This window comes from Marinobacterium ramblicola, assembly GCF_019084545.1.
In the GTDB taxonomy this organism is placed as follows: Bacteria; Pseudomonadota; Gammaproteobacteria; order Pseudomonadales; family Balneatricaceae; genus Marinobacterium_D; species Marinobacterium_D ramblicola.
The window spans coordinates 1-24,577 of sequence record NZ_JAHREP010000015.1; the positions used below are offsets into that span (position 1 = coordinate 1).

Sequence of the window (24,577 nt, forward strand, 5' to 3'; positions counted from 1 at the left end):
TTGTTAAAGAGCGTGCTGAGCAGCGCTTCCCGTTACCGAGGGGCTTGCTCAAGCGAGGCGCATATCTTACCGCCTCAGCGTCCGGTGTCAAGCGTTTATTTTCGCTTTTTCACCGCGACCTCTTCGCCTCGAACTCAAAAAATAAACAATGAATTCAACAGCTTGGAGACCGCCTCGTCTGATCTTGCCCGGCCCGTTAAGGCGTTCAGCTCAAGCGAGGAGGCGCATTCTACAGACCTCACTGAGGGAGTCAACAGGGCGTTGTAAATTTTTTTCAAAACCATTCCCAACACCCTACTGTCCAGCGATCAGCCTCAGGGTATCAGATAGAAGAGGTGATGTTTCTTCTTGCCCAGTTTCACCAGGAAATAACGCCCGAACCGCGCATTCTCCTTGGAGAACAGGGTAGCCGCACTCATATTCTGATCCAGAGAACAGACCTGGTCATTAATGAACACCGCACTGCGCTGAAGCGCATCTTTTACCTGTTTCCCGGAGGCTGCTACACCCGCCTCAGTCAGCAGCGTTGTCAAAGGCAGCTCAGACAACTCTGCCGGCACCGGAGAAGAAGGCAAGCCATCCAACTGCAACTGCGCATAGTCATTGGCATCAAGAGAAGAGTGATCGCCCGAGAACAGCGCCTCAGTGATCCGGCGCGCTGCATCCAGTGCCTCTTCACTATGGACGAGACGCGTCACCTCTTCCGCCAGAATGCGCTGTGCCTCGGGACGCCCCTCACGTTCGTTATCCTGGCGCTCGATCTCATCGATCTGATCAACACTCAGGAAGGTGAAGAACTTCAGGAAGCGATAGACATCAGCATCCGGCGTCTGCAGCCAGAACTGGTAGAAAGCATAGGGTGAGGTCTTTTTCGGATCCAGCCATACTGCACCACCTTCAGTCTTACCGAACTTGGTGCCGTCGGACTTGGTAATCAGCGGCAGGGTAAGCGCATGCACGGACTTGCCGTTCATGCGGCGCACCAGCTCGATACCACCGGTGATGTTACCCCACTGATCAGAACCGCCGATCTGCAGCGTGCAATCGTACATCTCGTTGAGCTTCTGGTAGTCGTAGGACTGCAGGATCTGGTAGGTAAACTCGGTAAACGAGATACCCTCACCGTCACGATCGATACGCTGCTTCACCGACTCTTTGGAGATCATCTTGTTGACGGTGAAGTGCTTGCCGATATCACGCAGGAAGCTGAGCACATCGACGTTCGCCGTCCAGTCGTAGTTATTCGCCAGAATCGCGCCACCATCATCGTTGAACTCGATGAACTGACTGATCTGATGCTTAAGGCAGCTACTCCATTCCTGTACCACTTCGGCAGAGTTAAGCTGGCGCTCCTGCGCCTTGAAACTGGGGTCGCCAATCAGACCGGTGGCACCACCGACCAGCGCGATCGGCCGATGACCATAGTCCTGGAACCGTTTCAGCATCAACAGCGGAACAAGATGTCCGAGATGAAGGCTGTCCGCAGTTGGATCGAAGCCGCAATAGAGGGTCACACTACCCGCTCCCAGGTGCTTCACCAGCTCCTCTTCGCTGGTAGTCTGCGCGATCAATCCACGCGCCTTTAAATCTTCTATCAGACCTAGCTTGCTCATAGCTGCCTTCTATCTAAACCGTCTGTTGTAGCGAAACAAGGCGCGCATTTTAGCGCCCGCCGTTGACCCAGACAAACAAAGACGCCTAAAAGCTCAAGAAATCACCCAAACGGCGGACAAAACAGTCAGGAACTTATATATAATCGGCGGTCATATAGGGCTGTATTTAATTGTCATTTCTGCCTATCTACACCGGGGTGATGTCGTGTTACGGAAAGTGTCTACTCTGATCCACAGCCTGCCGAAGGTACACCTGGCAGCAGCCAGCATCTGTACTCTTATCATCGGCACCACCTTGCTACTCCTGCCTTCGGAAGAGGTTGAAGCGACCCGCAGCACCATCACGCTGATACCAGCCAAACCCAAAGCCAACCAGCATGCACCAGCCAATCTGGAGCCATCCGGCAACGAAACTTCAGAATATGCTGACGCCAACCTGCTCGATCAACCGTTGGATCAGACAAAAACGACCACATCAGAGCTCGCCAGCACCAACCTGGAAGAGGCGGTTGCGCCCCAGATCATGGAAAACTGGATCGACTATGACGTCCGCAGCGGCGACAGTCTGACATCAATTTTCAAACGCGCTGGCCTATCGGCACGTGACGTGTACCAGATCAGCCAGGCAACCAGTGAAAACCAGGTACTGTCGCGACTCTACCCGGGGCAGACACTCTCGTTTCTGATCCAGGAGGGTGAACTGCAGAAGCTGCGTTTCGTTCAGGACAAACTCAACAGCATCGAGATCGCACGTACCGCGGACGGATACGATACCCGGATAGAAAGCCGCACTCCGGATATCAAAACGCATATCGTCACCGGCACGATCAACAGCTCGCTTTTCGTCGATGCTGCACGCGCTGGCCTGTCCGACAACATGATCATGCAGATGGCCCAGATCCTCGGCTGGGATATCGATTTCGCCCTGGACATTCGCGAACACGACCGTTTCCGCGTCCTTTACGAAGAGAAGTACCTCGGCGACGAGAAGATCGGCGAAGGCGACATCCTGGCGGTCGAGTTCATCAACCAGGGCGAGACCTTCGCCGCCGTGCGCTATACCGACAGCAAGGGCAACAACAATTACTTCACGCCGGACGGTCAGAGCATGCGTAAGGCATTCCTGCGCTCTCCTGTGGATTTTCGCCGCATCAGCTCCGGCTTCAATCCCGCCCGTCTGCATCCGGTACTGGGCACCAAGCGCCCCCATCGCGGGGTCGATTATGCCGCCAAGACTGGCACACCGATCAAAGCATCAGGCGACGGCAAGATCATCTGGCGCGGTACCAAAGGCGGCTACGGGCGTGCAATCATCATTCAACACGGCGGCAATATCACGACGCTTTATGCCCATATGAGCGGCTATAAATCAGGCCTGTCCACCGGCTCCCGCGTCAAGCAGGGGCAGGTCATTGGCTATGTCGGCATGTCCGGCCTGGCCTCCGGCCCCCATCTACACTATGAGTTCCGCGTCAACGGCGTACACAAGAATCCGATGACCGTAAAGCTCCCCCACGCCGAACCGGTCCCCCAGTCCGAACAAGCAGCCTTTCGACAGCAAGCATCACGCCTGATGGCGATGCTGGATGGCGGCACAACCGATATCGCACTAAACGGCAACTGAGCCATGTCGATCTATCTGGGTTTAATGTCCGGCACAAGCGTCGACGCCGTTGACGCGGTGCTGGCGAGGTTTGAACCGGATTTCGAACTGCTCGCCAGCCACTCCAAACCGATCAAGCCAGCACTGAAACAGAGGATATTGGCGCTGGCCGGCGCCTCAATGTATGGCGTGGATGACTTTGGGCTCCTCGATCGCGAACTGGGTGAACTGTTCGCCGAAACAGCCACTGAACTGATCAGCCTCAGCGGGATACCCGCCAGCCGGATCACCGCCATCGGCAGCCACGGCCAGACGGTCCGCCATCGTCCTGGGCAGGGTTTTACGCTGCAAATTGGCGATCCAAGCCGTATCGCCGAACAAACCGGCCTCACCACGATTGCCGATTTCCGCCGACGGGATGTCGCGGCCGGCGGCCAGGGCGCGCCCTTGGTACCCGCTTTTCACCGCTGGCTGTTTCATGCCCCGGATGAAGACAGGGTTATCGTCAATATCGGTGGCATGGCCAACCTGACCTGTCTTGCCGCTGATACGAATACGCGCGTCACCGGTTTCGATACCGGCCCCGGCAATGCGTTACTGGATGAGTGGATCTACCGCGAGCAAGGCCTGACATTCGATGCCAATGGAGACTGGGCGTCAGCCGGACAGGTGATACCGGCCCTGCTGGAATCGATGTTAACCACTCCGTTCTTCCACCAGAGCGCACCGAAAAGCACAGGACGCGAACAGTTCAACTGGCACTGGGTTGAACACCACGTGGACAAACTCTCCCAGACAGCATCGGCCGCGGACATTCAAGCAACGCTGACCGAACTGACCGCTCACACGATCGCGGAGGCGGTGAAATGGTTGCCACTAAGCAGCCCCACCCTCTTCGTTTGTGGTGGCGGCGTGCATAACGGTTTTCTGCTCACACGTATCGCCGATCGACTCCCCGGCTCCCGCATCACCTCAACAGCGGAGCTTAAGCTGGACCCTGACTGGGTCGAAGCCGCCGCATTCGCCTGGCTGGCATGGCGTACCGACCGCCGACAAAGCGGCAACCTCCCCGAGGTTACCGGCGCCGGCGGCGAGCGTATTCTGGGCGCAATCTATCCCGCCTGAGATCAGCCGTGTCGTTCAAAGACAAAAAAATCGATTAACGGACAGCAAGGAGAAGCCATGTACCACTGTGACTGGTACATGGCCTTGGAATCAGATCGAGAAGGAGGACCCGCAGCCGCAGGTGGTCGTCGCATTGGGGTTGTTGACCACAAACTGGGAGCCCTGCAGCCCCTCTCTGTAATCCACGACAGACCCCGCCAGGTACTGGAAGCTCATCGGATCCACAACCAGCGTCACGCCATCCTTGACCACTTCGGTGTCATCATCAGCCTTAGCCTCATCAAAGGTAAAACCGTACGAAAACCCCGCACATCCGCCACCGGTGATGTACACCCGTAGCTTGAGGTTATCGTTCTGCTCCTCTTCGATCAGAGATCTGACTTTGGCCGCCGCCGCGTCGGTAAAGACCAGCGTATCCTGTACGTTTTCACTCATATTGCTGCAAACCCTCCGATAGAGGGTGGATTCTCTCTTATACCAACTGTTTTAGTCAAGTATTACGGCATCAATCCGACGATCTTCAGCCCTTCATCTTCGGCAAGGCCGAACATGATATTCATCACCTGCACCGCCTGCCCCGAGGCCCCCTTGACCAGGTTGTCGATCACCGAAAGCACGACCACGGTATCATCCTGCTGCGGACGGTGAACACTGATGCGGCAGACGTTGGAACCCTTCACGCTGCGCGTCTCCGGGTGACTACCCGCCGGCATCACATCGACGAACGGCTCGTTGGCAAAGCGCTCTTCGAACAGCTGCTGCAAGCCCGGGTCAACCGGATCCTTCAACACCGAATAGAGGGTGGCATGGATACCGCGAATCATCGGCGTCAAATGGGGTACGAACGTCAGCCCAACCTCACGTCCGGCGGCACGCGTCAGCCCCTGACGGATCTCCGGCAGGTGACGATGACCGGGTACACCGTAGGCTTTCATGCTTTCACTGGATTCGCACAGCAGTGAGCCGACACTGGCGCCACGCCCGGCACCGCTGACACCGGATTTGCAATCGGCAATCAAGCGGCGATGATCGACCAGCCCTTTCTCCAGCAGCGGCAGGTAGCCCAGCTGAGCTGCGGTCGGATAGCAACCGGCACAGGCCACCAGCTGAGCACCGGCGATCGCATCGCGGTTTACCTCGGGCAGACCGTAGACCGCCTTCTCGACCAGATCGGGACAGGTGTGTTCAAGCTTGTACCACTTCTCCCACAAGGGTACGTCCTTGATGCGGAAATCGGCACCCAGATCGATGATGCGCACACCGCGGGCAACCAGCTCCGGTGCCATCGACATCGCCACGCCATGGGGGGTCGCGAAAAACACCACATCACACTGCGCCAGGCGTTCGATATCCGGTACGGTAAACGCCAGGTCGTAATGACCGCGCAGGTTCGGAAACATATCGGCAACTCGGATCCCCTCTTCGGAGCGGGAGGTGATCACCTCGACCCGCACCTGAGGATGGTTGGCCAGAATGCGCAACAACTCCACGCCGGTGTAGCCTGTTCCCCCAACGATACCTACCTTGATCACGCTAACCTCTCATAACTTATTCAGAACTGTTACTCTTACACCGCCGACTCGAACGCGACGCCAACCCAACAGACTCGGGTTTCAATGCTCCGAAGAGGCAATATCATACTCACACAGCCGTTTATTGACTATCGAATGCGCATAGAGACCCGATTGCATGCCGTCGCTTGAACATTTCCGGCAACGCTTATCCCATTTCGAAGCCCTGCCCCAGATGGTCATGCTCGGCATCATCTCCGGCCTCTGCACCGGGCTTGTCATCCTGCTGTTTCGCCTGGCCATCGAGTTACCTCAACACTGGCTGCTACCCAGCGGCATCAGCGAAGATTTTGAATCGCTGCCAACCTGGCAACGCTTCGGCTTTCCGGTAGCCGGCAGCCTGATCCTGCTGCTCCTCGTGACAATTCCCAAGGTATCGCGTTCAGTGGGAATTCCCCACCTGCTGGAGCGCCTCAACTATCACCAGGGCCGACTGTCGCTGGCCGACCTGCTGACCCAGTTCGTCGGCGCCGCCATTGCGCTCGGCAGCGGCCACAGCGTCGGTCGCGAAGGACCTGCCGTCTACCTCGGCGGCAGTTGCGGCAGCCTGATCGGGCAGTGGATGAAACTGCCCAACAACACCCTGCGCATCCTTATCGGTTGCGGCAGTGCCGCGTCGATCGCCGCGGTGTTCAACACCCCCTTGGCCGGCGTCATCTTCGCCATGGAGGTGATACTGTTGGAGTATAGTATCCTCGGCTTCATTCCGGTGATCGTTGCCGCCGTGGTCGCCGATGTACTGGTACAACTGGTGATCGGTCACGCCGCCGAGCTTAAACTGCCCGCACTGCCAACCGATATTTTACCCGAGCTGCCCCTGCTGCTGATTCTGGGCCTGGCGATTGGTTTGGTCGCTGCGGCATTTATCTATACCCTGCAGCAGACCATGCGATTACGCGGGACGCCACTGCCAGTACGTTTCATGATCGCCGGCGTTCTGGCCGGCGCTGTGTCGATGGCCGTACCGGAGGTGATGGGTACCGGCTACGACAGCATAGAGCGACTGTTCGACGGTCCAGCCATGCTCGACCTTCTGCTATTACTGCTGCTCTGCAAGACGCTGCTGACACCGTTCGTCATCGGGCTGGGTATCCCCGGCGGCATTATCGGTCCGTCGCTGGTGATAGGCGCACTCGCCGGTGCCCTGCTGGCCGGATTTGCACAGCACCTGGGTTTCGATATGCCGATCGATCTGTTTACCACCGTCGGCATGGGCGCGATGATGGGCGCGATACTCAATGCGCCGCTCGCCGCGCTGATCGCACTACTGGAGCTGACCGATAACTCGGCGATCATCCTGCCGGGCATGATCGCCATTGTCGCCAGCAACCTGACGCTGCGATCGCTGTTCAAACGCCCCTCCGCCTTCCAGGCGATACTCGAAGCCCGGGGCTTGGATACCAGCCAGGCACCGCTGGCACAGGCACTGTCCCGCGCCGCGGTTGGCAGCCTGCTGGAACGAGACCTGATCAGCACTAGCGCGCTAATCACGGTGGCCGACGCGAACCAACTGCTTAAAAAAGCGCCGCGCTGGTTCCTGATCGAACAGGGAGAGAGCAATGCGCTGCTGCCGATGGGCGACCTGGCGCGCTGGCTCGACAAGCACCCCAGCGAGCAGGATGACCTGTGTATCGAGCTGATGCAGATACCGGCCGCTCGCCAGGAGGCGATACCGATTTACTCCCGCGCCACGCTGCACGAGGCTTGGGAATCGATGGCTGCGCACGGCGTCAGCGTGCTGCTGGTGATCAGCAACCAGGGCTCGCCGCTGGGCGTGATCCGGCGCAGCAAAATTGAAGAGTATTACAACCATAAACAGGCACTATGACCACAGACACCCTCAACGGACTCTATGCCATCACCGATGCCGGCCTGATGCCGGATGACCAACAGCTGCTGGGTGCGGTCGTAGCGGCGCTACGCGGCGGCGCCCGTATCGTGCAATACCGGGACAAATCCGCTGACACCGCAAAACGTCAGCGCCAGGCCAAGGCACTGGCGACGCTCTGCCGCGCCCACCGGGTTCCACTGCTGATCAATGACGACGTCGAGCTGGCTCTGGCCAGCGGCGCCGACGGCGTCCACCTCGGCCAGCAGGACGGCTCACTCGCTGCTGCCCGCACACGTCTGGGATCGAAGGCGATCATCGGCATCACCTGCCACGACCGACTGGATCTGGCGATCGCAGCGGAACAGGGTGGCGCCGACTATGTCGCGTTCGGCGCATTCTTCCCATCGAGCACCAAGCCCGATGCTATCCCGGCACCGCTGAGCCTGTTGAACGAAGCGCGCCAGCGCCTGCGTTGCCCGATAGTGGCGATTGGCGGGCTCAGTATGGATAATGCCAGCCAGGTTATTCAGGCCGGCGCCGATATGATCGCGGTGATCCATGCCCTGTTTGCGCAGCAGGATATCGAAACGCAGGCACGGGCGTTCAGCCGGCTATTTTCCGCTTAATTCGAACATTTATACTCAATTACACAGGACGGTGCCCCATGTCTGCTTCCGAATCTCTGTTCAAGGCCGCCCAGACCCATATTCCCGGCGGCGTCAACTCGCCGGTGCGCGCATTCAAGGGAGTCGGCGGCACACCGATTTTCTTCAAGCGCGGCGAAGGTGCCTACCTGCTCGACGAGGATGACAAGCGCTATATCGACTACGTTGGCTCCTGGGGCCCGATGATTCTCGGCCACTGCTATCAACCGGTGATGGATGCCGTGCGCAACGCGCTGGATAACGGCCTCGGATTCGGCGCACCGACCGCGATTGAAACCGTCATGGCCGACAAGGTGTGTGAGCTGATGCCGTCAATCGAGATGGTGCGCATGGTCAGCTCCGGCACCGAAGCCACCATGAGCGCCATCCGCCTGGCGCGCGGCTACACCGGGCGCGACAAGATCGTCAAATTCGAAGGCTGCTATCACGGTCACTCCGATTCACTGCTGGTCAAGGCCGGTTCCGGCGCACTGACCCTGGGCGAGCCCAACTCGCCGGGGGTACCCGCCTCCCTGGCCGAGCACACCCTGACCCTGGAGTACAACAACCTGGACAAGGTGCGCCAGGCGTTCGCCGAGGTCGGCGAGCAGATCGCCTGCATCATCGTCGAGCCGGTGGCCGGCAACATGAACTGTATTCCGCCGCTGCCCGGTTTCCTCGAGGGACTGCGCGAGATCTGCGACCAGTACGGTACGGTACTGATCTTCGACGAGGTGATGACCGGCTTCCGCGTCGCCCTCGGCGGCGCGCAGGCGCACTACAATATCAAGCCCGACCTGACCACCCTGGGCAAGGTGATCGGTGGCGGTCTGCCGGTGGGGGCCTTCGGCGGCAAGAAGGAGATCATGTCGAAGATCGCGCCACTGGGACCGGTCTATCAGGCCGGCACCCTGTCCGGTAACCCGCTGGCGATGGCCGCCGGTCTGGCGATGCTCAACGCCCTCAGTGAAGGTGATGTGCACGAATCGCTGTCAGCCAAGGCAGAGTACCTGACCCAGGGCCTGGAAGTGGTGGCTGCACGCCACAACATTCCGTTCACCACCACCTGCGTCGGCGGCATGTTCGGTCTGTTCTTCACCGAGACCAAGGAGATTCGCGGCTTTGCCGATGCGACCGCCTGCGATACCGAACGTTTCGGTCGCTTCTTCCATGCCATGCTGGATCAGGGGGTCTACCTGGCACCCTCGGCATTTGAGGCCGGTTTCATCTCCGACGCTCATACCGAGATCGATCTGGACGCCACCCTGGCGGCCGCGGACAAGGCGTTCGCGACGCTCTGATGGCGACAGTTCTGACTCTGGCCGCCGACCTGGCCCTGCTGCTGAGCAGCGGCGCCAGCGCCCTTTGGGCCTGGCGTCTGCGCCACACCGGCAAGGATGAGCGCGCCCTGCTCAACGCCTGGGCCCTGAGCGCGCTGTTTATCCTGCTGGCGGTGCCCGCTCAGTACCTGCCCACTGACGGCACCGACCTGAGTGCGCTGCGCCGGATGGCGTTGAACCTGGCGGTCTACATTTCGCTGCCGTTGATGGCCACTGCCGTGTATGCCCTTGGCCGTCGCTGGTTTTGGTCCGGTGCGGGATGGGGACGTTGGCTGTTGGCGCTGTTTGCCGCCTTCGAACTCAGTCGGCAACTGGGCTTTGCCGACGAGTATCTGAAAGCGATGGCTGCGGCGACTGTCGTCGCATGCGCAGCCGGCAGTGTGTTACTGAAACAGCCCTTGGCGGCCACAGCCACAGCCCTGCTGGCCACAGCACTTGCCATTACCAGCCCGGCAGCACCGGACTGGGCCTATGCATGGCCGAACCCGAGCCTGTTTCACGCCCTGAGCGCGCTGTCGCTGGCGACGATCACCGCCGCCCTGCACCGGTCGTTAGTCCCGGCTCGGGCAGACGCTCAATAACGGCTCGCTTCCTGCTGCGCCGCCCTGGCTCCCGCACTGTTCCCGGCATCGCTACGGATCAGCGCGATCAGACTCCACAGACGGCGCAGTTCGACAGGCTGACCGTTGGCCACATTCACCCCTTTCAACGCCACCTGCTCAGCCTGCATAAACTGACCGAGCCGGCGCTGCACGTCGGCCAGCTGGTAGTACACCTGCGGATCGCGCGGCGCGATGCGCAGCGCCCGCTCCAGGCTGCTCTGTGCCGCACGCAGATCGCCGCCCTGGGTGTTCTGGCTGGCTGAATCCAGCAACGCCACAACCGCGGCATTGCGCGGTTCGCTGACCGGAATATCGCCCGGCTCCGGCGCCACATTGATCGAGCCGCTGTCCGGCAATGCCTCACGCTGAGGCCGGAACACCGGCACATCCTCGATCGGCTGTACACTGACACCGGGGCTCGGCTCCACCGACTCCAGGCTGCCTGGTGGCGGGGGTGTGGTGGGTTGCCGGTTACTGCGATCCTCAACCGGGGTTACATAAGGGTTGGGCCCGATACAACCGGCCAACAGCACTGCAGCCAGTACCAGCGCAATCTTTTTCATATCCCTGCCTACACTCATCTGCATCAATTACTGAAACCAACCACGGAACCAATCCAGCGGATTGCCGCCCCGCCTCATCTGCCCGCAATCCACGCTATCCCGGGGCACGGTTCCGTTGATGAACGGTAGTTGCCGCGAGCCTTCACAACGCTGATCCGACAGCAGCCCGGTGGCATCGTCGATCCACACATATTCGACATTTTCCGGCCGGGTAGCGTAAAACGGCTCCGGATGCTCGCGGCGCATGTAGTCGGTCCATACCCTGAGCGCCCCACCGGAGCCGGTGAACGGCAACTTGGCATTATCATCGCGCCCGACCCAGACTACGGCAAGGCGGTTACCGGTAAAACCGGCGAACCAGCTGTCACGCTGATCATTGGAGGTACCGGTCTTGCCGGCGATATTCAAGTTTTGCGGCAGTTGTGAGTAAGCGTATTGCGCCGTACCCTCGCGTGCCACCTCCTGCATCGCATACTGAATCAGGTGCACCAGCCCCGGTTCCACCTGCTGGCGCAGTGCAAAGGGGTAGCGCGACAGCTCCTGCCCCTGGGCATCGGTGACCGCCCGTATCGCCCGCAGCGGCACGCGAAAACCGTTGGCGGCCAGCGTCTGGTAGACCCCCGCCACCTCCAGCGGCGACAACGCCTGGGCACCGAGCAGCAGCGACGGATAGGGCTTCAGCTCGCGCTCCACGCCGAGCCGCTCGAGCATATCGATCACCTTGTCGACGCCGATGGTCAGCCCCAGTCGCGCCGTGGACTGGTTGAACGAGTGCGACAGCGAGTAGTGCAGCGGCACGTCGCCATGGCTGCGGTGATCGAAGTTATCCGGTGCCCAGATATCGCCGTTGGGCAGCTCCAGTTTGAACGCCTCGTCCTGCAACCGACTGGCCAGGGTATAGCCCTGCTCCAGTGCGGTCAGGTAGATCGCCGGCTTGACCAGCGAGCCGATCGGCCTTAACGCATCCAGTGCCCGGTTGAACCCTTCGTAGCGTGAGTCACGTCCGCCGATCACCGCCAGGATCTCGCCGGTTTGCGGGTCGGTAACCACCATGCTCGCTTCCAGCCCCTCGGCCGCCTTGCCGTAGCGCTTCTCGAGCTGCTCCAGCGTGGTGTTCTGGGCACGCTCCGCACGGGCCTGTACCAAGGGGTCCAGCGCGGTAAACACCCGCAACCCCTCGCTGCTCAGGTCCTCGTCGCGGTACTCCTGGCGCAGCTGCCGTTTGACCAGATCCAGATAGGCGGGATAGGCCCCCTTCTGCAGGCTGCGCTGCTCGACCACGCCCAGGGGTTCGGCTTTGGCCAACTCATACACCTCGTCGCTGATCTGGCTCTGGTCACGCAGCAGGCGCAGCACCAGGTTGCGGCGATTCAGCGCCCGTTGCGGATGTCGGCGTGGGTCGTAATAGGAGGGCCCCTTGACCAGCCCGGCCAGCAACGCCACCTGCGCCAGGTCAAGCTCGGCTACGGGTCGACCGAAATAGTACTGGCTGCCCATGCCGAAACCGTGGATGGCACGCGCACCGGACTGACCCAGGTAAACCTCGTTCAGATAGGCCTCAAGGATCTCATCCTTGCTGTAGTGCAGATCGAGCAGCACCGCCATCGGCATCTCGAGCAGCTTGCGCGCCAGCGTACGCTCGTCGGTCAGGTAGAAGTTCTTGATCAGCTGCTGGGTCAGCGTGCTGCCGCCCTGCACGAAACGCCCGGCCCGGATGTTGACCCACATGGCGCGGGAGATCCCCTTCAACGAGATACCATGGTGGCTGTAGTAGTTGCGATCTTCCACCGCGATCAGTGCCGCCGGCAGCATCGGCGGCGCATCCTCAAGACGGATCAGGTCGCGGTCCTCATTGTCCTGGGGGTAGATGCCGCCAATCAGGATCGGCTCCATCCGCACCAGCGACAGTGAGCGCCCACTCTCATCGCGAATCCGCTCCAGCCCGGCACGACCGAAATCCAGCGTCATCCTGCGCGAGGGTTCGGCCCCGTCCGGGAAGGGAAAGCCGCGGGTAACCAGCTGGACGCGGCCGGCGTTCCACTGGGCACTGCCCGGCTGGCTGGCCGCGGATACCGTGCGGTAACCGAGCCCCTTGAGTTCGAGACGGAAATCCTCGGCGCTCAGCTGCTGTCCGGGATAGAGCTCAAGCGGGCGGGCATAGACCTTGGCCGGCAGCGCCCAGCGCTTGCCCTCGAACTTGTCGCGGACCTGGGCATCCAGGTAGATCAAGCCCACGGCCGCGATCACCGTCAGCACCAGCAACAGTTTCAACAGCGGCCCCAACAGCGCCCTGAACCAGGATCTGGAAGCCTTGCGACTGCGGCTGTTTCTACGGCTATTTCTCTTTTTACTCATCGGTTCAGTATAATCCGGAGCTTTAGTGACAGAATGCGCGCCCATGGTACCAGAACTGATCGAACGCTTGTGCCTGGCTGAACAGTATCCACACCCGGTTTCCAACATCGAGGTGATCGAGACACACATCTCCTGGCTGCTGCTCACCGGCGACTATGCGTACAAAATCAAGAAACCGGTCGATTTCGGCTTTCTCGACTTCACCACGCTCGACAAGCGGCGTTACTGCTGCGAGGAGGAGCTGCGCCTGAACCAGCGTCTGGCGCCGGACATCTACGAGGCAGTGGTCCCGATCAGCGGCAGCGAAAGCTCGCCGCATCTGGGTGACGACTCGGCCCCGATCGAATACGCGGTGCGCATGCGCCAGTTCGAATCGGGCCAGCGTCTTGACCAGCTGCTTGAACGCCACCAGTTCCAGGCCGAATGGATCGATCTCCTCGCCGCGCAGATCGCCCACTTCCACAAACGTATTCCGTTCGTCTCCCCCGACAGCCCCTGGGGCGAGCCTGACACCATCGCCGGGGTGGTATTCGACAACTACCACCATATCAACCGGGAGCTGCTGGAATCCGAGGATGTGGCACTACTGGACCAGCTGGAAGCCTATACCCGCCAACAGTTCGAGGCCCTGCGTGAGACGATGATCGCGCGCAAGCGCACCGGACGCGTGCGCGAGTGCCATGGCGATCTCCACCTGGGCAATGTGACGCTCTATCACGACCAGCTGCGCCTGTTCGACTGTATCGAATTCAACCTCCAGTTCCGCTGGATAGACACCATTTGTGATCTGGCGTTCCTGCTCATGGACCTGGAAGCCAACGGACAGTTCCGTTGGGCCAACCGCCTGTTGAACCTTTACCTGGAGCTCAGCGGCGATTATGAAGGTCTGGTGCTGCTCAATTTCTACAAATCCTACCGCTCGATGGTGCGCGCCAAGGTGGCGATGCTCGGCGACAAGCCCGACGTCAACACCTTCCGCCACTATCTGCAGCTGACCAAGCGCTACTGCACACCAAAACCGCCTTTCCTTTTGCTGATGCACGGCGTCAGCGGCACCGGCAAGAGTTATCTGAGCAAGCGCCTGTTCGAAGCGATGGGGGCCGTACGCATCCGCTCCGACGTGGAGCGCAAACGGATCTACCGCAGTGCATCGCGTAGCGAAAAACTCGAGCTATACGGTTCGGACATGAACCTGCGCACCTTCAACCGGCTACTGGACACCACTCGGCTGATGCTGAGGGCCGGCGTCAGTGTCGTTGTCGATGCCACCTTCATCCGCAAACGCGGGCGTCACCTGTTCCGCCAAATGTCCGAGCGGGAGAAGGTGCCGATGCGGATCATCAGCTGCCACTGCGATCAGAAGCTGATCGAGGCACGCCTCAAGCGCCGTAGCGAGGAGGGCAACGACCCATCGGATGCCGATATCGAGGTGATGCGGCACCAGCTGTCGATTCTTCAGCCGATCACCGCCGAGGAGCAGCTGCTGATGCTCGAGGTCGACACCCGCGACGATGAGGCGATAGAACAGCTGCTGTCGCAGTTGCGTGCACAGAAGTTGATGGACGACTAGATCGGTGCGCCGGCTAGCACTCGCCGCCGGCGATACTGGTGAACAGGCCAAGACCATCCCGCGTTCGATAACGCTCGATCGGCACCGAGAACAGCTCGCTCAGTCGTTCGGGACGCATCACCTTTTCGGTGGCGCCCTGCTCGAGCAGTTTCCCGTCCCCTACCAGTAACAGGGTATCGCTGTAACGCGCCGCCAGATTGAGGTCATGCAACACCAGCAGAATGGCATGCCCCTCCTGCCGCGCCAGCGTTCTGAGCAGTGCCAGGGCCTGGTGCTGATGGCGCAGATCGAGCGCCGCCAGCGGCTCGTCCAGCAGGACCACCGAAGGTTCACACCCCCTCTGCACCAGCACGCGTGCCAGTTGCGTTCGCTGCGCCTCGCCGCCGGACAGACTCAGATAGTTGCGCTCGAGCAGATGCTGCAGATCCAGCGCAGTCGCCAGGTTGTCGATTCTCTGCTCCAGCACAGGCAGGGGTAGATCCAGCGGGTAGCCACCCATCGCAATCACATCACGCACGCTGAACGCGAAGTCGAGCGGCTGCCGCTGCAGCATAACCGCCAGATGCCGCGCACGCTCCTTGAGCGTGAAGTGCGCCAGCGCTCGCCCTTTAAGCATCAGTTCGCCCGAGCTGGGTGACAGCATACCGCTTAGCAACGCAACCAGCGTCGACTTGCCTGCCCCATTGGGTCCCAGTACGCCACAGAGTTCACCGCCGCTCAGGTGTAGATCGAATGGCTGCAGTCGGCGTGATGCGGTGCGATCATGGGCCAGCCCCAACGCCTCAAGCATCGACACCCCCTGTACGCAGTCGGTAAACCAGTATCGAGAGGAAAAACGGACCTCCGATCAGTGCGGTCAAAATCCCCACCGGCAGCTCGGCAGGACTGACCAGCACGCGCGAGAGCAGATCGGCCAGGGCCATGAACAGAGCGCCCAGCAGGGCGCAGTGGAGTAACAGGTGGCGGTTATCCGGCCCGCAGAGCAGGCGCATCAGATGCGGCACGATCAGGCCGACAAAGCTGATCAAGCCGCCGAACGCCACCACCGCGCCAACGCCGAGCGCGCACAGCAACACCAGACGGCGCTGCAGGCTCTGCACATCGACCCCAAGCAGCTGCGCCTGGGAAACACCCAGCAACAGCAGGTTCAGCTCACGCCCCTCGCGGGCCAGCAGCAGCAACACCGGAAGCGCTACCGCCATCAACACCAGCACCGGCATCCAGCCATCGGCACTGAGATTGCCCAACAGCCAGAAGCTGGCCTGGCGCAGGGTCTGGCTGTCGGACAGGTATTTCAGCCCGCCGATACCGGCGATGGCGATGGCATTGATCGCCATACCGGTTAGCAGCAAGGTGGTCACCGAGATACCGGACAGGGTACGGGACAGGCGCACCACCAGTAGTGTCGAGGCCAGCCCGCCGACGAAAGCGGCAAGCGGCAACAGCAACGCATCCAGCCGGTGTTCGAGCAACCACCCACCAAAGAGCACCATCAGTGTCACCACCGCCAGCGACGCCCCGGCCGACACCCCGATCAGGGAAGGATCTGCCAACGGGTTGCGAAACAGCGCCTGCGCCGCCGCTCCGGTGGTGGCCAGCAACGCACCGGCGAACAGGCTCAACAGCAGCCGCGGCAGGCGCAACTGGTACAGCACCCGCCCCTGATCGCCGAGCGGATCCAGCCAGGCCTGCGGGCCGAGCTCCAGTGCGCCGTAGTTGAGGCTGAACAGGGAGACCAGAAGCAGCGCCAGGATCAGCAGCAGCCGGACGCTGGCCGGGGACAGGCGGGTAACGGGCAAATAAACTCTCCAGCCGGAAATCAAAGCGCTATTATAGGCAGCCGCTATGTTAAACCAACAATGTTAAACCAACAGCGACCGAAGCGATGCGACAGCTGCTCTGCCTGCTCAACGACCTGCCCGACGGCGAAGGCCGGGGGTTCGAGATAGACCACCATGCACTGCTGGCGATACGCCGCGGCGAAAGGGTCTTTGTCTACCGCAACAACTGCCCTCACCGCGGTATCCGCCTGGAGTGGCAACCGGACCAGTTCCTCGATTACGAGAAGCAGTACATTCAGTGCTCCACCCACGGCGCCCTGTTCACCATCGAGCAGGGCGAGTGCATCGCCGGCCCCTGCCCCGGCGAGATGCTGACATCCATCCGCTGCGAGGTGAACGAGGGCCGGGTCATGATCGAGCTTTAGTGTCGGCCACGCTTGGCCAGACGCTCCAGCGCCAGCTCTATCCTGTCCAGCCCCGTGGTGTAGGAGAAGCGCACGTAGCGCTGGGCGTCGAAGCGGGAGAAGTCGGCCCCCGGCGTGGCAGCAACCTTGTCCTCCTCCAGCAGCGACCAGCACCAGTCGTAACTGCTGTCGGTCAGATGGCTTGCATCGGCATAGACATAGAACGCCCCTTCCGGCGGACGGTGAATACCGAAACCCAACTCGCGCAACCCCGATACCAGCAGGTCACGGCGCTGGCCGAACTCGGCCCGACGCGCCTCGAACAGTTCGATCGACTCCGGCTCGAACGCCGCCAACGCCGCATACTGCGACAGGGTCGGCGGCGAGATGAACAGGTTCTGCGCAATCTTCTCCATCTCCGCTACCGCATCGGCGGGACCGACCAGCCACCCCAGGCGCCATCCGGTCATGCCGAAATACTTGGAGAAGCTGTTCATCACCAGCGCACGGTCGTCGAGCGACAATACCGTCTCGGCATCGAAGCCATAGGTCAGACCGTGGTACAGCTCATCGACGATCAGCTCGCCGCCCAGCTCTCGCACCACGGCAGCGATCGCCGCCATCTCCTCGGGCGGCACCACGGCGCCGGTGGGGTTGGCAGGAGACGCCAGCAGCACGCCGGCAGTTTCCGGCTGCCAGTGCTCTCGCACCAGCTCGGCGGTCAGTTGGAAATTGGTCGTCTCGTCAACCCGCACCCTCTGGGCACGCGCCTCCAACAGCCGCAGAAACTGAGGGTTACAGGGGTAGCCGGGGTCCGCCATCATAAAGCTGCGCCCCTGTTCGGCCAGCAGCGCGAAGGCCAGCAGCAGACCACCGGAGGCCCCCGGCGTCACCAGCACCCGTTCGGGGCCGATATCGACGCCATATCGCTCGCCATAGAACTGTGCGATGCGCTGGCGTAATTGGGCGATCCCACCGGCAGGCGTGTACTGGATCAGGCCCTTATCGAGCGCCGCTCGGGCCGCTGCCTGCACCGCCGGTGCCGTCTTGAAATCGGGCTCACCCGCTTCCATATGCACCACATCGAAGCCCTGATCATCCAGCTCTCGCGCCCGCTTGAGCAGATCCATTACCTTGAATGAATCGATCGCCCGCGCCCGGGCGCTCCAGTTTTCCACACTCACAACGACCATCCCCTGAAAAGTTAACGCAGGATTATACCGCGCCAATACTGCACCGTCCTTGTGCACTAAGGCTACACTGTGTTGCCGAGTGTAAGGAAAGTGAGCAAAACGCTTGATCAGGTCTAGCCTAAAGGGAAGGCTTCTGGTAATTTCACCGGCTTTTGAGATACCGCGCTTTTTGCGGTAGCTATTTAAGGATCGAGGCCCGGCACCGGGAAAGTCCCGCGCCGCCGGCCCTAGATGTGAGGCTGCGCCAATGCCAACTACCAACGAAAAACAGTTCACGCACTTCGAGCCCTACCCTCTCAACACGGGTGAGGAGTACATGAACGATGCGCAGAAAGATCACTTCCGCGCCATTCTGCTGGATTGGAAACGCCAGTTGATGGAAGAGGTCGACAGCACCATTACGCATCTCAAAGAGGAGGCGTCCAACTTCGCCGACCCCAGCGACCGCGCCAGCCAGGAGGAGGAGTTCAGCCTTGAGCTGCGCACCCGCGATCGCGAGCGCAAACTGATCCGCAAGATCGAAGAGGCGATGGAGCGTATCGACGAGGACGACTACGGTTACTGCGATGCCTGCGGCGTCGAGATCGGCATCCGCCGCCTGGAAGCGCGCCCCACCGCCACGCTGTGCATCGACTGCAAAACCCTGGCCGAGATCAAAGAGAAGCAGCTCGGCGGCTAAGCCTGTACTCCCTGGGCCTGCGGCGCGCGCCGCAGCCCACGTACTGGCTGCCCATGCACTGCATGCACTGACATGCACTGAAGTCAGGACCCGGCACTCTTGAGCTGTATCGGTCGCTTCGCCCCCTCACCTACAGGTCCACTCCACTCCGGCTCGCTGTTGGCCGCGCTGGCCAGTTTTCTGGATATTCGTGCCCAACAGGGTCAGTGGCTGCTGCGTATCGAAGATCTGGACCCGCCACGCGAAGTCGCCGGAGCCCGCGATCAGATACTGTTCGCGCTGGAGCGCTTTCGACTGCACTGGGACGGCCCCGTCACCTATCAGAGCCAGCGCCTGGAGCTGTACCGTGCAGTGCTCGATCAGCTGCAGCGGAAAGGGCGTGCCTACCCCTGCCAGTGCAGCCGCAAGCAACTCAACGAGCGTAACGCACTGGTGCATTACGACGGTCACTGCCGTCGCCATCCTCCGCCCCCTTCTGCGCTCTGTGCCATCCGCGCCGTGGTCAGCGATGCCGAGCTTCAGTTCGACGACAGGATCCAGGGCTCCAGACGCTACACAGGAGAGGAGGCGCCAGGCGATTTTGTCATCTTCCGCCGTGACGGTTTGTTCGCCTACCAGCTCGCGGTGGTGGTCGACGATGCGGAACAGGGGATCACGCAGGTCACCCGCGGTGCCGACCTGATCGACGAGACGCCAAGACAACTGGTGCTGCAGCAGCACCTCGGCTACCGCCGGCCACTTTACGCACATATTCCGGTTTTGACCAACGCGCAGGGACAAAAGCTAAGCAAACAGACCTTTGCCCAGCCACTGGATCTCAGTGAACAGATGATCGCCGGACAGTTGGTCGGTGCCCTGCAGCTACTGGGACAGCAGCCGCCCGCCGAGCTGAACGACGGGCTGGCGGAGGAGATACTCGGCTGGGCCATCGCCCACTGGCAGATCGAGCGCATCCCCAGGCAGTTGAGCCTTCCCCCACCGACAGGCACCGAGCATGTATAGCCATCGACTGCTTCTGCTGTTTTCCCTGCTGACCGCGCTGCTCGCACCTTACCTGCTTGAGCTCTGGCTATTCAGCGGCGGCGCCTGGTACCGACCCTTTCTGATCTGGCTGGGGCTGTGTATGCTGGTTGCACTGATTGAACAGTGGCATCGCCATGACCTTTGAACTGCCCCAACTGCTGCTGATCTGCTTCACCTATCTGCTCTGCCTGTTCGGTGCGGCCTACCTGACTGAACGCGGCCTGCTACCACCCAAGCTGGTTCGCCACCCGTTACTGCACGCGCTGTCACTGGGGGTCTACGCCAGCGCCTGGACCTTTTACGGCGCCTTCGGACTGGCCGCCGAGTCCGGCTTGCTCTACCTGGGCTCTTACATCGGTGCTGCCGCCGCGTTCATGCTGGCACCGATCATCATGATCCCGATCCTGCGCATCACGCGCAGCTATCAACTCTCCTCCCTGGCCGACCTGTTCGCCTTTCGCTTCCGCAGCGGCCAGGTCGGCACCCTGACCACGCTGGCGCTGCTGGTCGCCTGCTTGCCGCTGCTGTCGATTCAGATCCAGGCGGTTTCCGACTCGATCTACCTGCTCAACCAGCAGGTCGACCGGGCGCAGATCGCCGCGGGTTTCTGCACCATTATCGCCCTGTTCGCCATCCTGTTCGGTGCCCGCCGCGCCTCCCTGCGTAACAGTCACAGCGGGCTGGTGGTCGCCGTGGCCATCGAGTCGGTGATCAAGCTGCTGGCGCTGGTAACCGTCGCCCTCTTTGCCTATTTCGGCTTTTTCGAGGGTCATGAGGGGCTGCAGTCCTGGCTCGACGCCAACCCACTGGTACTGCAGCAGATGCAGAAGCCGACCACCCACGGCGGTTGGCAGGTGCTGATCCTGGCCTTTTTTACCAGCGCGATCGTCATGCCACACATGTTCCACCTGGCGTTTACCGAAAACGTCTCCTACGAAAGCCTGTACAAGGCCACCTGGGTGGTGCCGCTGTTCCTCCTGCTGATGGCGGTGTGCGTACCACCGATCCTCTGGGCCGCCCATGCCAGCGGCAGCATGACCACCAATACCGAGTTTGTGGTCCTCAATCTCGGCTATACCCTGAACCGGCCCTGGCTCACCCTGGTCGCATTGATCGGCGGCTTGTCCGCCGCCAGCGGACTGATCATCGTCGCCGTCGTCGCGCTGGCGTCGATGCTGCAAAACCACCTGGTGCTGCCGCTGGTACGCCGTCCGGAGCAGACCCGTTTCTACACCTGGCTGCTCTGGCTGCGCCGGCTGCTGATCATTCTGCTGATCGCCGCCTGCTACCTGTTTTTCATCACCTTCGGTGAGAGCTTCTCGCTGCAGCAACTCGGCTCTCTGGGTTTCGCGGCGTTTCTGCAGTTTCTACCCGGCCTGCTGGCCACGCTGTACTGGCCGGGCGCCAGCCGAAGAGGCTTCCTGCTCGGCCTGGTCGGAGGCTTCGGTATCTGGCTGTTTGCCATCACCCTTCCCCTGCATAGAGACATCCTCCACATCGACATACCGATCAGCAGTGATGAGCACTGGTATCTGTTCGTCCTCCTGTCCGTGCTGTTGAACCTGGCACTGATGATCATTGGATCTCTGCTATTCCCCGGCAGCTCCAGCGAACGCCAAAGTGCCGAAGCCTGTGTGCTGAACAGTTTGCAGCGACCGCTCGGAATGGCACTGCCCGCTGCCGGCCAGGCCAATGACCTTGTCACTCAGCTGGAACCCCGCATCGGCATCGATAGTGCCAACCGCGAAGTCAACCGTGCGCGTGTCGAGCTGAATCTGCCCTTGGGCAACCTGCGCCCCATCGACATGCTGCGCCTGCGCAACCAACTGGAACACAACCTCTCCGGCCTGCTCGGCCCCGTCGAGGCTGCCGCAATTCTGCAGCCGCGCTCGGCGGCTCCCTCGGCCGGCTTTCGTGCCCGGGAGGTCCATCTGCTGGAGCAACAGCTGGAGCACTACGACGCTCGCCTCTCGGGTCTTGCCGCCGAGCTTGACCAGTTGCGTCGCTACCACCGTGTTACCCTGCAACGCCTCCCCATCGGCGCCTGCACCCTGAACGAGGAGCGCAGGGTTCAGTTCTGGAACAGCGAACTGGCCCGTTATACCGGCATCGATGACGAAAGCTGTATCGGCCTGCCACTGACCAGCCTGCCCGCCCCCTGGAACCGGTTACTTGACGAATTTGCCAGTGGCGATGCCCAACACGAACCCGCGGTACAGGTCGACATCCACGGTTTCCCGCGCTGGTTCAGCCTGCACAAGGCGTCGCTGGGTCACGCCTCGGCGGAGGGGATGGTGCTGCTGGTCGAAGATGAAACCGAATATCAGATGATCTCCCGCAACCTGGCACATCAGGAGCGTCTGGCGTCCATCGGCCGCTTTGCTGCCGGGGTCGCCCATGAGATCGGCAACCCGGTAACCGGTATCGCCTGCCTGGCGCAGAACCTGAAACTGGAAACCGACGCGCCGGAGGTGCTGGAGACCGGCGAGCAGATCGTCGAGCAAACGGAAAGAATCAGTCGCATCGTGCAGTCCCTGGTCCGGTTTGCCCATACCGGCCGCCAGCAGAACTCTATGCTGCAGGAGCGCGTTTCACTGCATGAGTGTGTTGCCGATGCGATCCGCCTGGTACAGCTCGACAGCCGGGTGCGCCAGCAGCGTTTCACCAACACCGTCGCGTCAGACTTGCAGATCTATGCCGATCCACAGCAGATGTTGCAGGTGTTCATCAACCTGTTGAACAATGCCAGCGACGCCTCGCCCGATCAGGGCGAAATACGGATAGAGGCGAGCAGCGAGGGCAATCGGATAGTATTGTCGGTTACCGATGAGGGCAGCGGGATAGCACCCGAGCATATCGAGCACCTGTTCGAGCCTTTCTTCACCACGAAAGAGCCGGGCAAAGGCACCGGGCTCGGCCTGCCTTTGGTCTACAATATTATTACTGAACACTATGGTAGTATCGAACTCTTCAGCCCCGCCGATAAAAAGCAGAATAATGGCACTCAGGTGGTCATAACCTTACCCCGGTACAACGGGTCTTCCCCCGATTGAGTACCGACCATGAGATACAGGGTCCAAGCCATATGAGCCGAATTCTGATTGTTGAGGATGAATCTATCATCCGTTCAGCACTCAAGCGCTTACTAGAAAAGCACGAGTATGAGGTCTGCGATGCGGCTTCGGTTGCGGAGGCGACCGAGCGGTTTCAACTGCCGGACTTCGATCTAATCATCAGCGATCTCAGATTGCCCGGAGCCCCCGGCACCGATCTTATCGAACTGGCCCGCCCGGTGCCGGTATTGATCATGACCAGTTATGCGAGCCTGCGCTCAGCCGTGGACGCAATGAAACTGGGTGCAATCGACTATATCGCCAAACCCTTCGATCACGACGAGATGTTGGCGACGGTCGCCAACGCGCTGAACCGGACATCCGCAGCACCTGCAGACAAGGCGTCGAAACAGAGCCATACGGACGAGCAGACCGAGATTATCGGCCGCTGCCAACCGATGCAGGAGCTGTTCAAGCGGATCAGCAAAGTGGCGCGTACCGACGCAACTGTGCTGATCCTTGGCGAGTCGGGAACCGGCAAGGAGCTTGCCGCCCGCGCGATTCACGAGCAGAGCGATCGCGCCGGGCGCACGATGATCAGCGTCAACTGCGCCGCGATTCCCGACACCCTGATCGAGTCGGAACTGTTCGGCCACGAAAAAGGCGCGTTCACCGGCGCCAACAGCAGCCGTAGCGGCCTGATCGAAGCCGCCGACGGCGGCACCCTGTTCCTCGACGAGATTGGCGAACTGCCACTGGAAGCCCAGGCCCGTCTCCTGCGCTTTCTGCAGGAGGGCGAGATTCGCCGCGTCGGCGCCGTCCAGCCCCGCCGCGTCAATGTGCGGCTGATCGCAGCGACCCATCGTGACCTGAAGAATCTGGCCAAGAGCGGCGATTTCCGCGAGGACCTCTACTACCGTCTCTACGTCATGGAATTGCGCATGCCACCGCTGCGCGAACGCGGCGAGGATATTATCGAGCTGGCCCAGCGCTTCCTCGAGCACAGCTGCCGCAAGCTGGATGCTGGCCTCCTCAGCTTCAGTCCCAAGGCGCGCGAAGTGATGCTGAGTTACGCCTGGCCCGGTAACGTGCGCGAACTGGAAAATGCGATCGAGCGGGCGGTGATCCTGGCGGATGGCGAGCAGATCTCGCCCGAACTGCTGGGGCTGGATACGGACCATATCTCGCTCAGCTCCCTGGAGTCCAGTTACGAGGAAAACCTGAAAGAGAGCACAACCTACCGTTCGGATAACCGCAACGCGAGAACCGATCTGTCACTGGATGATTACTTCCAGCGCTTCGTGCTCGAGAACCAGGAACAGATGAGTGAAACCGAGCTGGCACGCACCCTGGGTGTAAGCCGCAAGTGTCTGTGGGAGCGGCGACAAAAGCTGGGTATCCCGCGACGCCCTCGGAAGTAACACTTAGGTCGAGGGGTAACAGTTCGAAAGTGTTACCCATCTACCCATGCTGCAGCGCAATAAGCGTGTTACGAGGTAACATGCACCGGTAACAGAATAGATGAAAAAATAGCATCAACAGCTTTAGTTTTTCTTAATTTGTTGTTTTTAAAAGAGATTAAAAAAGTTGGCACAACTGATGCTCTATATACGACCAGAACAACAAC

21 protein-coding genes are annotated in these 24,577 nt (G+C 60.8%); 13 read left to right on the plus strand and 8 right to left on the minus strand.

What is annotated here, in order from left to right:
* Positions 1 to 314: 314 nt before the first annotated feature.
* A complete protein-coding gene (gene tyrS, locus KQ940_RS12625) occupies positions 315 to 1,613 on the minus strand; it encodes a tyrosine--tRNA ligase (RefSeq protein ID WP_217414008.1) in 1,299 nt (432 codons plus the stop codon).
* A 217-nt stretch (positions 1,614 to 1,830) separates the two neighbouring features.
* On the opposite strand from tyrS, the gene KQ940_RS12630 reads away from it, so the two are divergent.
* Together KQ940_RS12630 and KQ940_RS12635 are read left to right on the plus strand one after the other, a co-directional pair.
* Positions 1,831 to 3,237 (plus strand): OapA family protein, encoded by a 1,407-nt coding sequence (locus tag KQ940_RS12630; RefSeq protein WP_343222656.1) that lies wholly within the window; start codon positions 1,831 to 1,833, stop codon positions 3,235 to 3,237.
* 3 nt (positions 3,238 to 3,240) lie between these two features.
* Positions 3,241 to 4,341 (plus strand): anhydro-N-acetylmuramic acid kinase, encoded by a 1,101-nt coding sequence (locus KQ940_RS12635; RefSeq protein ID WP_217414009.1) that lies wholly within the window; start codon positions 3,241 to 3,243, stop codon positions 4,339 to 4,341.
* Between the two features lie 90 nt (positions 4,342 to 4,431).
* Here KQ940_RS12635 and erpA read toward each other — a convergent pair whose 3' ends face one another.
* The gene (gene erpA, locus KQ940_RS12640; protein WP_217414010.1) at positions 4,432 to 4,776 is read right to left on the minus strand and encodes an iron-sulfur cluster insertion protein ErpA; all 345 of its coding nucleotides are present in this window, start codon (positions 4,774 to 4,776) and stop codon (positions 4,432 to 4,434) included.
* Positions 4,777 to 4,838: 62 nt separating this feature from the next.
* The gene (gene argC, locus KQ940_RS12645) at positions 4,839 to 5,873 is read right to left on the minus strand and encodes an N-acetyl-gamma-glutamyl-phosphate reductase (protein ID WP_217414011.1); all 1,035 of its coding nucleotides are present in this window, start codon (positions 5,871 to 5,873) and stop codon (positions 4,839 to 4,841) included.
* A 157-nt stretch (positions 5,874 to 6,030) separates the two neighbouring features.
* Between argC and KQ940_RS12650 the strand changes: the two genes are divergently transcribed.
* The 4 genes from KQ940_RS12650 to KQ940_RS12665 are packed head-to-tail and all read left to right on the plus strand — an operon-like array spanning position 6,031 to position 10,308.
* Positions 6,031 to 7,740: a chloride channel protein gene (locus KQ940_RS12650; RefSeq protein ID WP_217414013.1), complete on the plus strand. Its 1,710-nt coding sequence runs from the start codon at positions 6,031 to 6,033 to the stop codon at positions 7,738 to 7,740.
* A complete protein-coding gene (gene thiE, locus KQ940_RS12655) occupies positions 7,737 to 8,369 on the plus strand; it encodes a thiamine phosphate synthase (RefSeq protein ID WP_217414014.1) in 633 nt (210 codons plus the stop codon). The genes KQ940_RS12650 and thiE overlap by 4 nt, the downstream gene beginning before the upstream one ends.
* Before the next feature lie 38 nt (positions 8,370 to 8,407).
* Positions 8,408 to 9,688: a glutamate-1-semialdehyde 2,1-aminomutase gene (gene hemL, locus KQ940_RS12660; RefSeq protein WP_217414015.1), complete on the plus strand. Its 1,281-nt coding sequence runs from the start codon at positions 8,408 to 8,410 to the stop codon at positions 9,686 to 9,688.
* Positions 9,688 to 10,308 (plus strand): hypothetical protein, encoded by a 621-nt coding sequence (locus KQ940_RS12665; RefSeq protein ID WP_217414016.1) that lies wholly within the window; start codon positions 9,688 to 9,690, stop codon positions 10,306 to 10,308. The genes hemL and KQ940_RS12665 overlap by 1 nt, the downstream gene beginning before the upstream one ends.
* On the opposite strand, the gene KQ940_RS12670 is transcribed toward KQ940_RS12665, so the two are convergent.
* Together KQ940_RS12670 and mrcB are read right to left on the minus strand one after the other, a co-directional pair.
* Positions 10,302 to 10,892, minus strand: coding sequence for a tetratricopeptide repeat protein (locus tag KQ940_RS12670; RefSeq protein WP_217414017.1), 591 nt, complete (start codon positions 10,890 to 10,892; stop codon positions 10,302 to 10,304). The genes KQ940_RS12665 and KQ940_RS12670 overlap by 7 nt on opposite strands.
* A gap of 27 nt (positions 10,893 to 10,919) precedes the next feature.
* Positions 10,920 to 13,247, minus strand: a complete 2,328-nt coding sequence (mrcB, locus tag KQ940_RS12675; RefSeq protein ID WP_217414018.1) for a penicillin-binding protein 1B — start codon at positions 13,245 to 13,247, stop codon at positions 10,920 to 10,922.
* 43 nt (positions 13,248 to 13,290) lie between these two features.
* On the opposite strand from mrcB, the gene KQ940_RS12680 reads away from it, so the two are divergent.
* The gene (locus KQ940_RS12680) at positions 13,291 to 14,817 is read left to right on the plus strand and encodes a bifunctional aminoglycoside phosphotransferase/ATP-binding protein (RefSeq protein WP_217414019.1); all 1,527 of its coding nucleotides are present in this window, start codon (positions 13,291 to 13,293) and stop codon (positions 14,815 to 14,817) included.
* Positions 14,818 to 14,830: 13 nt separating this feature from the next.
* On the opposite strand, the gene KQ940_RS12685 is transcribed toward KQ940_RS12680, so the two are convergent.
* Positions 14,831 to 15,607, minus strand: coding sequence for an ABC transporter ATP-binding protein (locus KQ940_RS12685; RefSeq protein ID WP_217414020.1), 777 nt, complete (start codon positions 15,605 to 15,607; stop codon positions 14,831 to 14,833).
* Positions 15,600 to 16,616: a FecCD family ABC transporter permease gene (locus tag KQ940_RS12690; protein WP_246590042.1), complete on the minus strand. Its 1,017-nt coding sequence runs from the start codon at positions 16,614 to 16,616 to the stop codon at positions 15,600 to 15,602. The genes KQ940_RS12685 and KQ940_RS12690 overlap by 8 nt, the downstream gene beginning before the upstream one ends.
* Before the next feature lie 86 nt (positions 16,617 to 16,702).
* Here KQ940_RS12690 and KQ940_RS12695 point away from each other — a divergent pair, with 86 nt between their 5' ends.
* Complete coding sequence (locus KQ940_RS12695; RefSeq protein WP_217414022.1) at positions 16,703 to 17,023, plus strand: Rieske (2Fe-2S) protein; 321 nt, start codon at positions 16,703 to 16,705, stop codon at positions 17,021 to 17,023.
* On the opposite strand, the gene KQ940_RS12700 is transcribed toward KQ940_RS12695, so the two are convergent.
* Entirely contained in the window at positions 17,020 to 18,186 is a 1,167-nt protein-coding gene (locus KQ940_RS12700) for a pyridoxal phosphate-dependent aminotransferase (RefSeq protein ID WP_343222657.1), read from the minus strand. The genes KQ940_RS12695 and KQ940_RS12700 overlap by 4 nt on opposite strands.
* Positions 18,187 to 18,442: 256 nt before the next feature.
* On the opposite strand from KQ940_RS12700, the gene dksA reads away from it, so the two are divergent.
* The 5 genes from dksA to KQ940_RS12725 all read left to right on the plus strand — a co-directional run bounded on the left by dksA (position 18,443) and on the right by KQ940_RS12725 (position 24,371).
* Complete coding sequence (dksA, locus tag KQ940_RS12705) at positions 18,443 to 18,874, plus strand: RNA polymerase-binding protein DksA (RefSeq protein ID WP_217414024.1); 432 nt, start codon at positions 18,443 to 18,445, stop codon at positions 18,872 to 18,874.
* Positions 18,875 to 18,973: 99 nt separating this feature from the next.
* Complete coding sequence (gene gluQRS / locus KQ940_RS12710; RefSeq protein WP_217414025.1) at positions 18,974 to 19,876, plus strand: tRNA glutamyl-Q(34) synthetase GluQRS; 903 nt, start codon at positions 18,974 to 18,976, stop codon at positions 19,874 to 19,876.
* Complete coding sequence (locus tag KQ940_RS12715) at positions 19,869 to 20,042, plus strand: hypothetical protein (RefSeq protein WP_217414026.1); 174 nt, start codon at positions 19,869 to 19,871, stop codon at positions 20,040 to 20,042. Before gluQRS ends, KQ940_RS12715 begins: the two co-directional genes overlap by 8 nt.
* Positions 20,032 to 22,950, plus strand: a complete 2,919-nt coding sequence (locus KQ940_RS12720) for an ATP-binding protein (protein ID WP_217414027.1) — start codon at positions 20,032 to 20,034, stop codon at positions 22,948 to 22,950. The genes KQ940_RS12715 and KQ940_RS12720 overlap by 11 nt, the downstream gene beginning before the upstream one ends.
* A 32-nt stretch (positions 22,951 to 22,982) precedes the next feature.
* Entirely contained in the window at positions 22,983 to 24,371 is a 1,389-nt protein-coding gene (locus KQ940_RS12725; RefSeq protein WP_217414028.1) for a sigma-54-dependent transcriptional regulator, read from the plus strand.
* Positions 24,372 to 24,577: the final 206 nt, after the last annotated feature.

What these genes read in the sequence shown, in the direction of transcription:
- KQ940_RS12665 (WP_217414016.1), top strand. Translation starts at nt 9,688, where the DNA reads ATGGCGACAGTTCTGACTCTGGCCGCCGACCTGGCCCTGCTGCTGAGC.
- KQ940_RS12685 (WP_217414020.1), bottom strand. Translation starts at nt 15,607, where the DNA reads ATGCTTGAGGCGTTGGGGCTGGCCCATGATCGCACCGCATCACGCCGA.
- KQ940_RS12680 (WP_217414019.1), top strand. Translation starts at nt 13,291, where the DNA reads ATGGTACCAGAACTGATCGAACGCTTGTGCCTGGCTGAACAGTATCCA.
- KQ940_RS12695 (WP_217414022.1), top strand. Translation starts at nt 16,703, where the DNA reads ATGCGACAGCTGCTCTGCCTGCTCAACGACCTGCCCGACGGCGAAGGC.
- thiE (WP_217414014.1), top strand. Translation starts at nt 7,737, where the DNA reads ATGACCACAGACACCCTCAACGGACTCTATGCCATCACCGATGCCGGC.
- mrcB (WP_217414018.1), bottom strand. Translation starts at nt 13,247, where the DNA reads ATGAGTAAAAAGAGAAATAGCCGTAGAAACAGCCGCAGTCGCAAGGCT.
- KQ940_RS12650 (WP_217414013.1), top strand. Translation starts at nt 6,031, where the DNA reads ATGCCGTCGCTTGAACATTTCCGGCAACGCTTATCCCATTTCGAAGCC.
- tyrS (WP_217414008.1), bottom strand. Translation starts at nt 1,613, where the DNA reads ATGAGCAAGCTAGGTCTGATAGAAGATTTAAAGGCGCGTGGATTGATC.
- hemL (WP_217414015.1), top strand. Translation starts at nt 8,408, where the DNA reads ATGTCTGCTTCCGAATCTCTGTTCAAGGCCGCCCAGACCCATATTCCC.
- KQ940_RS12715 (WP_217414026.1), top strand. Translation starts at nt 19,869, where the DNA reads ATGTATAGCCATCGACTGCTTCTGCTGTTTTCCCTGCTGACCGCGCTG.
- erpA (WP_217414010.1), bottom strand. Translation starts at nt 4,776, where the DNA reads ATGAGTGAAAACGTACAGGATACGCTGGTCTTTACCGACGCGGCGGCG.
- KQ940_RS12670 (WP_217414017.1), bottom strand. Translation starts at nt 10,892, where the DNA reads ATGAAAAAGATTGCGCTGGTACTGGCTGCAGTGCTGTTGGCCGGTTGT.
- KQ940_RS12635 (WP_217414009.1), top strand. Translation starts at nt 3,241, where the DNA reads ATGTCGATCTATCTGGGTTTAATGTCCGGCACAAGCGTCGACGCCGTT.
- KQ940_RS12725 (WP_217414028.1), top strand. Translation starts at nt 22,983, where the DNA reads ATGAGCCGAATTCTGATTGTTGAGGATGAATCTATCATCCGTTCAGCA.
- dksA (WP_217414024.1), top strand. Translation starts at nt 18,443, where the DNA reads ATGCCAACTACCAACGAAAAACAGTTCACGCACTTCGAGCCCTACCCT.
- KQ940_RS12720 (WP_217414027.1), top strand. Translation starts at nt 20,032, where the DNA reads ATGACCTTTGAACTGCCCCAACTGCTGCTGATCTGCTTCACCTATCTG.